Consider the following 12,617-nt stretch of genomic DNA (forward strand, 5'->3'; position numbering starts at 1 on the left):
AAGCCGTTAGCATCGGCCGATGGACTCATTGACCCAGATCGTGCTCGGCGGCGCCGTCGCTGCTGCCATTGCCCCGCCCGGACATCGCCGCGCCGCCCTGCTGGCCGGCGCCGCACTCGGAACGCTGCCGGACCTCGATGCGCTGTGGCTGGGCTTCACCGCCGCCGACCCGGTGGCCAACATGACCGAACACCGCAGCCTCAGCCACTCGCTGCTGGTGCTGCCCTGGGTGGCCGCGCTGATCTGGTGGTTGTTCAGGCGCTTCGGCGATGGCCGGGTCGCACAGTCGCCGACGCGCTGGTTCTGGGCGATCCAGCTGGCGCTGGTCACCCATCCCGTGCTGGATGCGTTCACCGTCTATGGCACACAGCTGTGGTGGCCGCTTCGACCACACCCGACCATGGGCTCCAGTGTCTTCATCATCGACCCCGGCTACACCGTGTGGTTGCTGCTGGGCTGCGTGCTGGCCTGGTTTGGCCGCGCGCGGCCGTGGGCAGGCAGGGTGCTGGGCGTGGCGCTGCTGCTCAGCAGCGCGTATCTCGGATGGGGCCTGGTCGCCAAGGCGCAGGTCGACCGTGCCGCACAGCAGAGCCTGGCCGCGATGGGGCTGGGCGACGCGCCGCGCTTCTCGGTGCCGATGCCGTTCAACACCCTGCTGTGGCGGGTGGTGGCGATGACGCCCAACGGCTATGTGGTGGGGGACCGCTCGCTGGTGGCCGACCATGGGCTGATGCAGTTCGAAGGCCATCCGTCCAACGTTCAGGCGTTGCGTGAAGCGCAGGTGATTCCGGCGGTGCAGCGCCTGCAATGGTTCAACCGCGGTTTCATGCGCGCGCAGGTAGTGGATGGCCGGCTGGTGCTGAGCGACCTGCGCATGGGGCTGGAGCCCGACTACACCTTCAATTTCGTCGTGGCCGAGCAGGCCGATGGGCAGTGGCGGGCGATCGTTCCCGAGCAGGTGCGGGTGGATTACAGCAGCCCCGTTGCGCGCGCCGACGCCGGGCGCCGGCTGGCCGCGATGTGGCAGCGGATCTGGCATGCGCCGGCACCCTCCGCGACCGGTGCCGCGCACCCGTAGATCCACGCCATGCGTGGATGGCATGGATATCGGCGATGTCAGCCACGCATGGCGTGGCTCTACTGGATCAATACACCGTCGCGCGGCCCTGCACGAACGAATAGAAGAACACCGCGTTCGGGTCGTTCTGCACCAGGCGGAACTCACGGCGCATGCCGTCCACGGTTTCCTCGTCCACCGAGCCCGCCTGCAGCAGCTGATCGGCGGCCGACAGCAGCAGCTGCTCCCAGAACGCGATCATGGTCTTGCGACGTGCCGGTTCGCGGTTGTCCAGGTGGATGGTCTTGATCTCGGTATGCACATCGCGGAAGCCGCCAGCCAGCAGCAGATTGCCCAGTTTGGCGCCGACGAACGGATCGCCGCCATGGTCGTACTGGAAATCGTTGAAGGCCATCCAGTAGCGCCAGATGTGCGGCGAGTACGGGTCGAGCAGGAACGACGCATTCATCACCTCGGTGATGTACACCGGCGAACCCGGTGCCAGCACGCGGCGCACTTCGCTCAGCACACGCGCCGGCGACGGCACGTGCTCCAGTACCCAGCACAGGAAGGCCGAATCGAAGCTGCGGGCCTCGAACGGCAGCTCACCGGCGTCGGCCTGCTGCAGGGTGTAGCGGTCGCTGCACCACGGCGTGCGCGCCAGGTTCTCGCGCGCGGTGGCCAGCTGGGTATCGCTCAGGTCCACACCGGTCACGTGCAGCTCGGGGAAGCGGCGCAGCAGGATCTCGGTCTGCGCACCGACGCCACTGCCGACTTCCAGCAGGCGCCGCGCGCCGCCGTAGTCGATCTGGCCGAAGATGCTCGACTCCAGCAGGCGGGCCTGGGTCATCAGGCGCTGCTGTTCGGTGCCGGAGAACCCGTGCAGATAGGTGGGGGAAGAAATCGGCGGGGTCATGATGGCGGGCTCGTGGCGTTGAGCTTGATTGAGGGGCGTCGCATGGAGTCGAGCTTGCTCGACTGCTCTGGAAATCCAGTCGAGCAAGCTCGACTCTACGGGGCGGGGCAGTCGAACAAGTTCGACTCTGCGATTGGTTGGGTCAGGCGGCCGAAGACAGCGCCGGTTCCCCGGCGATCAGGCGGTCGAAATACTCGGTGGTCAGTGCGATCTGGCTCTGCGGATCTTCGGCACGATTGACCACCGCACGGAACGCCGCGTTTTCCGGGCGGTCCTTGGCGTACCAGCCCAGGTGCTTGCGCGCGATGCGCACGCCCTGCGGTTCGCCATAGAAGGCGTGAAGTGCATGCAGGTGGCCGAGCAGGATGTCGCGTACTTCGCCCAGCGACGGCGGCGGCAGTTCTTCGCCGGTGGCCAGGTAGTGCGCCACTTCGCGGAAGATCCATGGCCGGCCCTGCGCCGAGCGCCCGATCATCACCGCGTCCACGCCGGTCTGCTGCAGCACGTAGGCGGCCTTCTGCGGCGAATCAATGTCGCCATTGGCAATCACCGGAATGCGCAGCGCTGCCTTGATCTCGGCGATGGTGCCGTACTCGGCCTGGCCGGTGTAATGCTGATCGCGGGTGCGGCCATGCACCGCCAGCGCGGCGATGCCGCTGTCCTGCGCGATGCGCGCGATCAGCGGGCCATTGCGATGGTCGCAGTCCCAGCCGGTGCGGATCTTCAGGGTGACCGGCACGTCCACGGCGTTGACCACGGCTTCCAGGATGCGCGCCACCAGCATCTCGTCGCGCATCAGCGCGGAACCGGCCCAGGCATTGCACACCTTCTTGGCCGGGCAGCCCATGTTGATGTCGATGATCTGCGCGCCGTGGTCCACGTTGTAACGCGCTGCTTCGGCCAGCTGCTGCGGCTCGGTGCCGGCGATCTGCACGCTGATCGGTGCCGGCTCGCCGTCATGGTCCATGCGGTGGATCGACTTGCGCGTGTTCCAGAAGCGTGGGTCGCTGATGGTCATTTCCGAGGCAGCCAACCCCGCGCCCAGCCGTTTGCACAGCAGGCGGAAGGGCTTGTCGGTGACGCCGGCCATGGGCGCCAGCACGACGTTGGGGGCAATGGTGTACGGGCCGATCTGCATGCGCCCATTGTAGGGCGCGGGAGGGGGGGAGGCCGTGTCGATGGCGATCCGGTTCAGGCCGATCGGCACCGACCTCATGCCTTACCGGCATCAGCAGATGCTTGACGGTTGCTTCCGCCGTCCCCAGGGGCGGGCGATGGTGGGCGGCTGGGCACTAGCCCAGGTTCGGCCAAGCCTGGTGGGTCCCCAGCGCGAAGGCCAGGCCGAGACCCAGGCACAGCAGCGAACTGACCGCCCAGAAGCCTGCGCCGTTGTAGCCGGGGCGGAACAGCGCCAGGCCGAAGCCCATCGCCGAACGCAGCAACAACACTGCAGCGATGCCCGGCAGGACCAGGCGACTGGCCGGAAGCGGTGAGTGCCAACCGGCGGCGGCCAACGCGTACAGGGTCCAGCCCACCAGCAGGGAGGCGACGCCGGCGGTCATCAGGGGCGGCCACCAATGTCCGTCCTGGACCAGCCGGACCATGCGAGCTCCCGCGCCGAAGCGTTCGTACCAGGGCGCACCGAAGGCGATGCAGCCGATGTGCAGCAGGGCCGCGATGGCACTGCCGGCGGCGGCGACCAGCAACCAGGGGAATCCGTCCATGTCCTGCCCATGCAAGGAAGCTGCGCGCAGGGTGGGCGAGGGCCGCAGTGCCGGCAATGCGACAGGCGGTCGCAGGCCTGCGCAAGGCGAAAAAAAGCCCGGGCATCTGCATGCCCGGGCCTCTCATCCACGCAGGGCGTGGCGTTACTTTGCTTCGGAATCAGCCGGGGTGAAGCGCGGCATCGCCGAGGCGGCGCCTTCCTTCTCGGTCGAACGACCGGCGAACTGGTTGGCGAAGCGTACGTGGCGGGCGAACGGGACGTCGGCCACCTGTGCCATCGAGGCTGCCAGCGCACCGTTGAAGGCATCACCGGCACCGGTGGTGTCGATGGCCTGCACCTGTTCGGCACCCACGCGGTAGTACGGCTGGGTATCGCCACGCAGGTTCTCGTCAGCATGCGACACGAACACGCCCACCGATCCCAGGGTCACCACCACCGTACCGTTGCCGACCAGCTTGCGGCACAGCGCGTGCAGGCTGGCGCCGTCGAGCGCGGCGACGTCGTTGGCATCCACGCGCTCACCGACATGGCGGCCGAGCAGGGCGGCGAACTCGGTTTCGTTCGGGGTGATCACGTCGGCCAGCTTGAGCAGGCCGATGGTCGAGGGCGCGTCGGCCGGGGCCGTGTTGAGCACGGTGGTGACGCCGGCCTCGCGGGCCGAGGCCAGCGCCGCTTCGATGGTCTGCACCGGCGATTCCAGCTGCACCAGCACCACCTTGGCACCGGTCAGCAGCGTCTGCTGCTGCTGCAGGAAGTCGGTGCTCAGCGCGGCGTTCGCACCCGGGCCGATCACGATGGTGTTGCGGCCCCGGGCATCCACATAGATACCGGCGGTGCCGGTCGGCTCGCTGCTGGCTTCGGCGATCAGCCCGAAGCCATCCTGTGCCGCCAGTTCGCGGGCGGTGGCGCCACCGGCGTCATCGCCCAGCGCGCACACGAAGCGGGTGTCGGCACCGGCACGGCAGGCGGCAACGGCCTGGTTGAAGCCCTTGCCACCCGGACCGGTGCTGTAGCGGCCGGCAATGGTCGCACCCGGTGCCGGCAGCGACTCGCACCGCCACACGTGATCGACATTGAAGGAACCGACGACAACGACACTGCTGCTCATAGGGAATCTTTTCTCAACCAAGGGTTCAACTGAAGTGCGTCAGCACGCCGGCGATGGTCGCCGTCATGAAGGTGGCAATGGTACCGCCCAGCACCGCGCGCAGGCCGAACTTGGCCAGGTCGTGGCGACGTTCCGGCGCCAGACCGCCGATGCCGCCGATCTGGATCGCGATCGAGCTGAAGTTGGCGAAGCCGCACAGTGCATAGGTGGCGATCAGGCGGCCTTCTTCGGACAGGCTCACGCCGGCCACCTGGCCGTTCACGATCTGCGACAGCTCGGTGTAGGCGACGAACTCGTTGATCACGACCTTCTGGCCGATCAGCGAACCGACGGTGGTGGCATCGGCCCACGGGGTACCGATGACCCAGGCGATCGGGGCCAGCACGTAACCGAAGATGGTGGACAGGTTGGTCGGCTTGCCGATCATCGCGGCCAGGCCGGTGACATCACCGATCCAGGTCAGCGGCGCGTTCAGCAGCGCGATCAGCGCGATGAAGGCCAGCAGCATCGCACCGATGTTCAGCGCCAGCTTCAGGCCGTCGCCGGCGCCGGCCGCAGCCGCGTCGATGATGTTGCTGGAGGTCTTCTCCACTTCCATCTTCACCGTGCCGCGGGTCAGCGGGGTGCCGGTTTCCGGAATCAGCAGCTTGGCCACGACCAGGGTGGCCGGTGCAGCCATGATGCTGGCCGCCAGCAGGTGCTTGGCGTAGAACGCCTGCTGCACCGGGTCGCCGCCGCCGAGCATGCCCACATAGGCCGCCAGCACGCCGCCGGCGATGTGCGCCATGCCGCCGATCATCATGGTCAGCAGTTCGGACTGGGTCATCTTGGCGATGTACGGGCGCACGGTCAGCGGCGCCTCGGTCTGGCCGATGAAGACGCTGGCGCAGACGCTGGTGGTTTCCGCACCGGACACACGCATCACCTTGGTGATCGCCAACGCCATCACGCGCACGATCGCCTGCATGACGTTGAGGTGGTACATCACGCCCATCAGCGCCGAGAAGAAGATGATGGTCGGCAGCACCTGGAAGGCGAAGATGAAGCCGTAGTTCTTGGTGTCCATCAGCGAGCCGAAGATGAACTTCGAACCCTCGTTGACGAAGCTCAGCACCTTCACGAAGCCGTGGCCCAGCGCGTCGAACACATCGCGACCGCCCGGCACCAGGATCACCAGCGCCGCGAACGCGATCTGCAGAGTGATACCGGTGGCAACCAGCTTCCAGTCAACCGCGCGCTTGTTATTGGAAAACAACCAGGTGATGCCGATCAGCACCGCCAACCCGAACAGGCCGAAGCCGATCCTGCCCAAACCTTCGACCATGTGAGTGACTCCCCTGGGGCGTCGCGAAAAACGGGAAGCCTAGTGCAGGGCCGGGGCCGGGGCAAGGAAAAGCAACGTGCGCGCGGCCATCGGTGCCGATCAGGCCAGCAACGGCAAGGGGTTGCGGTCGGCGGGGGCGGGTAGAATGGGGCTCGATCCCGGCCCGGATGCGGGCCCGCAGCAGGAGATTTGCATGCACTACCGTCGCCTGGGCTCCACCGGCCTGCCGATTTCCGCCCTGTCCTTCGGCGCCTGGGTGACCTTCGGTGACCAGGTCCCGCGCGATGAGGCGCGCAACCTGGTGGCGGCTGCCTGGGACTGCGGCATCAACTTCTTCGACAATGCCGAGGGCTATGCCAACGGCCGCGCCGAGCAGGTGATGGGTGATGTGATTGCCGACCTGCGCCTGCCGCGCGACGGCTTCTGCGTATCCAGCAAGGTGTTCTTCGGCAGTGCCAAGGACCCGCGGCCAACCCAGCGCGGCCTGTCGCGCAAGCATGTGACCGATGCCTGCCACGCTGCGCTCAAGCGCCTGCGGGTGGATTACCTGGACCTTTATTACTGCCACCGCCCGGATCCGGATGCGCCGATCGCCGAGACCGTGCATGCCATGGACACCCTGGTCCGCCAGGGCAAGATCCTCTATTGGGGCACCTCGGAATGGTCGGCGGCGCAGATCCAGCAGGCGCTGGACATCGCCGAGGCGCACAACCTGCAGGGCCCGTCGATGGAGCAGCCGCAGTACAACCTGCTGCACCGCGAGCGGGTCGAGGTCGAGTACGCACCGCTGTATGCCCGTGCCGGGCTGGGCACCACCATCTTCTCGCCACTGGCCTCGGGCCTGCTGACCGGCAAGTACGACCAGGGCATCCCGGCCGATGCACGGCTGGGCCGCGAGGGCATGGAATGGCTGCAGGACCTGGTGCTGGGTGCCGATGCAGAGGCCCGCCTGGCCCAGGTACGCCGTTTCAGCGAAGTGGCGCGCGCGCTGGGCCATGCCCCGGCGACCCTGGCCATCGCCTGGTGCCTGCGCAACCCGAACGTCTCCAGCGTGATCCTCGGCGCCAGCCGGGTCAGCCAGCTGCTGCAGAACCTGCAGGCGCTGGACGTGCTGGAGCAGGTGGATGCCACCGCTTGGGCCGCGGTCGAAGCCGTCTTTGCCTGAGACCTTTGTAGAGCCGAGCCGCGCTCGACTCTACAAAAGCGGGCTTCCGATTGATTGGATCTATCGAATTTGCGAATTCGATCATTAATCTCATCAATGAAAGTGAGAATGGTTGTTGATTGTCAACTGAGAATCATTATCATTTAACTCGTCCCTCGCACGAGTCCAGATGCTCATGAATGCTCAACCTGTACTGCTGCGCCCCGAAACGCTGACCCTCCGCGATCGTCCGGTCCGCGTCGTTCCGCCGGAAGAGGTCATCGACAGCGAAGCCCTGCTCAAGGGCCGTCGTGAAATCCTGATCCAGCATGGCGACCGCTTCTACCGCCTGCGGCACACCAGCAACGACAAGCTGATCCTGACCAAGTAATCACGGCCTGGTCGCCCGCCTCCCTCCCTCCTGCCGGCAGTGCCGACAGGGTGGGCGACCCGTCCGCTCCCGCTCTCTCCCCCTCGGTCTACCGCGTGCACCTTCCCGGGTGTGCCGGTAACCGGGGGTTCCCCTGCCTGAACGAACGAACCCGATGACCCGCCATACCGCCCTCTGCCTTGCCGTCTCGATGGCCCTGCCGCTGTCTGCCCATGCCGCCGCCGCTGCCAGCGCCGCCCCCGAGGCGCGCGAGTTCGACCGCGTGCAGGTCACCGCCACCCGTACCGAGCGTGCGGTCAGCGACGTGGCCGCCACGGTCGACGTGATCGACCGTGAGCAGATGGACCGCCACCTGGTGCAGGACGTCAAGGATCTGCTGCGCTATGAGCCGGGCCTGTCGGTCAACCGCAGCGCGGCGCGCTTCGGTCTGGGCAGCATCCGCATCCGTGGCCTGGACGGCAACCGTGTGCGCGTGCAGACCGATGGCATCGCCATGCCGACCAGCTTCAACATCGGTTCGTTCTCCAATGCCAACCGCAACTTCACCGATCTGGATACGCTCAAGCGCGTTGAGATCGTGCGCGGCCCGGCCAGCTCGCTGTATGGCTCGGATGCCCTTGGCGGCGTGGTCGCCTTCGTCACCAAGGACCCGGCCGACTACCTGAAGGACGGCAAGGACAGCTATTTCGGCCTGAAGTTCGGCTATGACGGTGAGTGGAAGGGCCTGCTCGGCGGCGTCACCAGCGCATTCGGTGGCGAACACTGGAGCGGCATGGTCAACATCAACCACCGCCAGGGCCAGGAAACCGACAACAAGGGCGATGTGCGCAGCCTCGACAACACCCGCACCGCCCCCAACCCGCAGGACCGCGACGGCCGCAGCGGCCTGGCCAAGCTGGTCTACGCACCGAGCGCGGACCAGCGCTTCCGCCTGACGGTGGAAGGCAACGAAGACAACACCGATACCAACGTGCTGTCCTCGATCGATCGCACCACCACCACCGGCATGAAGGCGCGCGACAAGCAGAACCGCACGCGCGTGTCGTTTGCCCATGAAATGGATGCGCTGGACAAGGGCTTCGCCGACAGCCTGCACTGGCAGGTGTACACCCAGCACAGCGAAACCACCCAGATCACCGATGAGGATCGCGCCAATCGCAGCCGCCGCCACCGCGAGTTCAATTTCGACCAGCGCGGGTACGGTCTGCAGGCGCAGTTCAACAAGGCCTTCAGCACCGGCAGCGTCGAGCACGCATTGACCTATGGCTTCGGGGGCGCGCGCACCGAGATCCGCCAGAAGCGCGATGGCTACCAGGTACTGGCCAACGGCCAGACCAGCACCACCATCCTGCCCGACGCGTTCCCGGTGCGCGATTTCCCGATCAGCAAGACCACCGAGCTGGGCCTGTACGCACAGGATGAAATGCGCCTGGTTGGCGGCAAGCTTTCGCTGGTGCCGGGCGTGCGCGTGGACCGCTACGAACTGAAGCCGGAGGTGGACAGCATCTTCGCCGAAGACAACCCGGGCGTGCCGGTATCGAAGCTGACCAAGACCAGCGTTTCGCCCAAGTTCGGCCTGGTCTACCGCTTCACCGACGCGTGGTCGCTGTTTGCCGGCTATTCGCATGGCTTCCGCTCGCCGCCGTACAGCGACGTCAACCTCGGATTCACCAACTTCGCCTTCGGGTACACCGCCATTCCCAATCCGGACCTGAAGCCGGAAACCAGTGATGGCATGGAACTGGGCGTGCGCTTCCTGTCGCCGGCGGCCTACGTCAGCCTCAGCGGCTACTACAACGAGTACAAGGACTTCATCGAGTCGCAGTCGCTGGTCGGCACCAACGCGCAGGGCCTGATGGTGTTCCAGTCGCGCAACATCGCCGACGCGCGCATCTACGGCGCCGAACTGAAGGCCGGCGTCGACTTCGGCCAGATCAGCCCGGCCCTGCAGGGCTGGGCACTGCGCAGCGCAGTGGCGTGGTCGCGCGGCGACAACAAGACCGAGGATGCGCCGCTGGATTCGGTCGATCCGCTGCGTGGCACCGTCGGCCTGATGTATGACACCGACACCTGGGGCGTGGAACTGGCCGGCACCTTCGTCAAGCGCAAGGACCGCCTGGCCTCGGCCACGGCCTACCGTCCGGCCGGTTACGGCGTGGCCGACCTGATGGCGCACTGGAACTTCGTGCCGGGCGCGACCTTCAATGTGGGTGTGTTCAACCTGGGCGACAAGCGCTACATCGATTGGTCCAACGTGGGTTCGACGCTGTTGCCGACCAGCCGCGTGCTGGATCGCTACACCAGCCCGGGCCGCACCCTCTCCGCCAGTCTTGCCGTTTCCTGGTGATCTCATGAGCCGAGCCTTGTCCGCACGCAGGAACCACGTCATCGCCACGCCGAACAGCGTGGCCTGGCCGACCCCGGCACAGCTGGCCACGCTTGGCACCGTGTTGTGCCTGTACCACGCCGACGGCAATGAGCTGGGTGGCTGGCGCCAGGCGGTACGCGTGCATGCCTGCCAGGGCGTGGACAGCGAGGGCCTGCGCGAAAGCCTGTGCTTCCTCGATGGTCGCGGCCGTTGCGTGTGGCGCCTGTACCTGCTGCCGGACAGCGATTTCCTGGCCTGGGACCGGTTGGTGGCCTCGCTGCCGCCGGGCCCGGAGCACGACAGCGACGGCAGCGTGGGCGAGCGCCTGTGGCGGCGTCTGGCCGGCCATCTCGGTGGCCAGCGCTGGCGCCTGTGCACGCTGCGCCTGCACGCCGCCGATGAGGGCCGTACTCTGGCTGCCAGCCTGTCCACGCTGTCTTCGCTGGGGGCTGCCACCGCGCGCCGTATCGCGCGCCTGGAAGGGGCCGACGGCGAACTGGCGATCGATGACTGCTGCTGTGCCGGCGCCGCGCGGCGCCCGGCCGCGCGGGTTTCCGGCGACCTGCCGTTGATCCGCCTCTGATCCATTCCTGATGGAACGCCTGTCGGCCATGGACGGCCTCTCAACGAACCTGCAACCCCGAAGGAAGATCCCGATGAAGTTCCAGACAGCCAGCGTCCTGCTGTTGCTCGCCGCCAACGGCGTGGCCAGCGCGCAGCCCTCCGACATCGCCCGCGACCATGACAGCATCCTGGCCATGCAGGGCGAGTACACCGTCGATTTCGCCTTCGACGAAACCGTGCTGCTGAAGCCGGGCTATGAGCGCGCGCCGGCGATGCGCAGCGGCGGCAACGAAGTGGTCATCGTGGTCGAGGACACCCCGAAGCGCATCGTGCTGCAGCATCTGCTGCTGGACGAGAAGAGCGGCCACATCACCAAGCACTGGCGCCAGGACTGGGTCTACGAGGCACCCAACCGATTCGAGTTCAGTGCCGACCAGACCTGGCAGGTGCGCAGCATTCCAGCGACCATCAACCAGGGCGCCTGGACCCAGTGCGTGTACGAAGTGAGCGACGCGCCACGCTACTGCGGTACCGGCAAGTGGACCTATGGCAACAACGTGCCGACCTGGACCAGCGATCTGAGCTGGCGTCCGCTGCCGCGCCGTGAGTACACCAAGCGCAGCGACTACAACGCATTGGCCGTGATCAACCGCCACACGCTGACGCCGAACGGCTGGACCCACGAGCAGTTCAACACCAAGGTGCAGCGCAACGCCGACGGCAGCCAGGTGGAGATCGCACGTGAGTTCGGCTTCAACGACTACGTGAAGACCACCGAAGTCGATTTCAGCCCGGCCCGCGATTACTGGAAGGCCACTGCCGGCTACTGGGCCAAGGTCCGCCAGCGCTGGGACGGCTTCCTCGGCCAGGCCCCGGGCGTGCACCTGAAGACCAAGCTCGATGGCATGGCGATGATCATCCCGATGTTCACCCAGGCCGAGGAGATCCAGGCCGGCAAGAAGGTGAAGGACAAGCAGATCGACGAAGTCTTCGCCAAGTACGTGGAAAAGGCCCCGAAGGAAAACTGATCGCCTTCGCCCTGATGGGTGCCGGGCTTGCCCGGCACCGTATCCACGCAGGGCGTGGATCTACCGGACGGGTGCGCATTCCGGGAAGCAGTAGATCCACGCCATGCGTGGATGACGAGCTCAGGACGCCGTCTCACTCAACGTGGTCAGGTCCAGCCCCGCGTCCTGGAAGGCCCGCAGGGTGGCCTGCAGGCTCGCCTCGTCATCGCGGGTGCGGACGCCCATGACGGCCTCGCGGCAACGCACTCGATCAGTGCTGCAGGCGCTCCGGTCAGGCAACAGCAGCGCGGTCTGCGCGACCAGGATCGCCATGTGCGCCACTTCCTTTCTGGGCTTCGGTTGGCCCTGGTAGAACCGATTGAACTCCGCACGCAGGTCGGCCACCACGTCGGCATCGCTGCGCGTGCGTGATACGCCGGCCGGAACCAGATAGGTCTCGCGGCCATCGTGGAAGGCGCGCGCTTCATCCGCCAGCATCGTTTCCAGCACGAAGGCCTGTACCGGGTCCGGGACATGGCCAACCGCCGTGCGGGCGCATGCGGGCAGCAGCGCGACGAACAGCGGAATACCGACGAGAAGAAGACGCAGGCAGAATCCGTGCTTCATTCCTATTCCTTGAACATCAAAAACGCCGCCGCCACGATCAGCCCGAACGCGGCATAGTGGTTCCACTTCAGCGGTTGGCCCAGGTAGAACGCGGAGAACACCGCGAACACCAGCAGGGTGATCACCTCCTGCATGCCCTTCAGCTGCGGCGCTGAATACACCGCGCTGCCCAGCCGATTGCCGGGCACCTGCAGGCAGTACTCGAAGAAGGCGATGCCCCAGCTGACCATGATCACCGCCATCAGCGGTGCGCTCTTGTACTTCAGGTGCCCGTACCAGGCGAAGGTCATGAAGATGTTGCTGCCGAGCAGCAGCAACACCGGGTACAGATAGGACGCGAACGACGTGCCGGGCATCCGGGCGCTCTCATGGAATGGGGGCGCGC

Annotated in this window: 13 protein-coding genes; 6 read left to right on the top strand and 7 right to left on the bottom strand. The window is 66.5% G+C overall.

The window, feature by feature from the left end:
- The first annotated feature begins 19 nt into the window (after positions 1 to 19).
- Positions 20 to 1,078: a metal-dependent hydrolase gene (locus ABH900_RS14005; RefSeq protein ID WP_429623577.1), complete on the top strand. Its 1,059-nt coding sequence runs from the start codon at positions 20 to 22 to the stop codon at positions 1,076 to 1,078.
- Positions 1,079 to 1,145: 67 nt separating this feature from the next.
- Here ABH900_RS14005 and ABH900_RS14010 read toward each other — a convergent pair whose 3' ends face one another.
- The 5 genes from ABH900_RS14010 to ABH900_RS14030 all read right to left on the bottom strand — a co-directional run bounded on the left by ABH900_RS14010 (position 1,146) and on the right by ABH900_RS14030 (position 6,131).
- Positions 1,146 to 1,973, bottom strand: coding sequence for a methyltransferase domain-containing protein (locus ABH900_RS14010; protein WP_429623579.1), 828 nt, complete (start codon positions 1,971 to 1,973; stop codon positions 1,146 to 1,148).
- A 142-nt stretch (positions 1,974 to 2,115) separates the two neighbouring features.
- A complete protein-coding gene (gene dusB / locus ABH900_RS14015) occupies positions 2,116 to 3,111 on the bottom strand; it encodes a tRNA dihydrouridine synthase DusB (protein WP_429623581.1) in 996 nt (331 codons plus the stop codon).
- 154 nt (positions 3,112 to 3,265) lie between these two features.
- Positions 3,266 to 3,697, bottom strand: coding sequence for a hypothetical protein (locus tag ABH900_RS14020; protein ID WP_429623583.1), 432 nt, complete (start codon positions 3,695 to 3,697; stop codon positions 3,266 to 3,268).
- A gap of 144 nt (positions 3,698 to 3,841) precedes the next feature.
- Positions 3,842 to 4,807: a ribokinase gene (locus tag ABH900_RS14025; protein ID WP_429623584.1), complete on the bottom strand. Its 966-nt coding sequence runs from the start codon at positions 4,805 to 4,807 to the stop codon at positions 3,842 to 3,844.
- Positions 4,808 to 4,832: 25 nt separating this feature from the next.
- On the bottom strand, positions 4,833 to 6,131 hold the full coding sequence (locus ABH900_RS14030; RefSeq protein WP_429623586.1) for a NupC/NupG family nucleoside CNT transporter: 1,299 nt from the start codon (positions 6,129 to 6,131) through the stop codon (positions 4,833 to 4,835).
- 193 nt (positions 6,132 to 6,324) lie between these two features.
- On the opposite strand from ABH900_RS14030, the gene ABH900_RS14035 reads away from it, so the two are divergent.
- The 5 genes from ABH900_RS14035 (at position 6,325) to ABH900_RS14055 (ending at position 11,626) form a co-directional block, all read left to right on the top strand.
- Positions 6,325 to 7,296, top strand: a complete 972-nt coding sequence (locus ABH900_RS14035; protein WP_429623587.1) for an aldo/keto reductase — start codon at positions 6,325 to 6,327, stop codon at positions 7,294 to 7,296.
- A 175-nt stretch (positions 7,297 to 7,471) separates the two neighbouring features.
- Complete coding sequence (gene hemP, locus ABH900_RS14040; protein WP_005412278.1) at positions 7,472 to 7,666, top strand: hemin uptake protein HemP; 195 nt, start codon at positions 7,472 to 7,474, stop codon at positions 7,664 to 7,666.
- 154 nt (positions 7,667 to 7,820) lie between these two features.
- Positions 7,821 to 10,013, top strand: coding sequence for a TonB-dependent hemoglobin/transferrin/lactoferrin family receptor (locus ABH900_RS14045; protein ID WP_429623589.1), 2,193 nt, complete (start codon positions 7,821 to 7,823; stop codon positions 10,011 to 10,013).
- 4 nt (positions 10,014 to 10,017) lie between these two features.
- Positions 10,018 to 10,617 carry a Hemin transport protein gene (locus ABH900_RS14050; RefSeq protein WP_429623591.1) on the top strand — a complete coding sequence of 200 codons (600 nt, stop codon included), beginning with the start codon at positions 10,018 to 10,020 and terminating at the stop codon, positions 10,615 to 10,617.
- 73 nt (positions 10,618 to 10,690) lie between these two features.
- The gene (locus tag ABH900_RS14055) at positions 10,691 to 11,626 is read left to right on the top strand and encodes a DUF6607 family protein (protein ID WP_429623593.1); all 936 of its coding nucleotides are present in this window, start codon (positions 10,691 to 10,693) and stop codon (positions 11,624 to 11,626) included.
- Positions 11,627 to 11,746: 120 nt separating this feature from the next.
- On the opposite strand, the gene ABH900_RS14060 is transcribed toward ABH900_RS14055, so the two are convergent.
- Positions 11,747 to 12,232: a hypothetical protein gene (locus ABH900_RS14060; protein ID WP_429623594.1), complete on the bottom strand. Its 486-nt coding sequence runs from the start codon at positions 12,230 to 12,232 to the stop codon at positions 11,747 to 11,749.
- Positions 12,233 to 12,234: 2 nt separating this feature from the next.
- Positions 12,235 to 12,588, bottom strand: coding sequence for a DMT family protein (locus ABH900_RS14065; RefSeq protein ID WP_429623595.1), 354 nt, complete (start codon positions 12,586 to 12,588; stop codon positions 12,235 to 12,237).
- Between the last annotated feature and the right edge of the window lie 29 nt (positions 12,589 to 12,617).

Source organism: Stenotrophomonas sp. AN71 (genome assembly GCF_050435725.1).
GTDB lineage: Bacteria > Pseudomonadota > Gammaproteobacteria > Xanthomonadales > Xanthomonadaceae > Stenotrophomonas.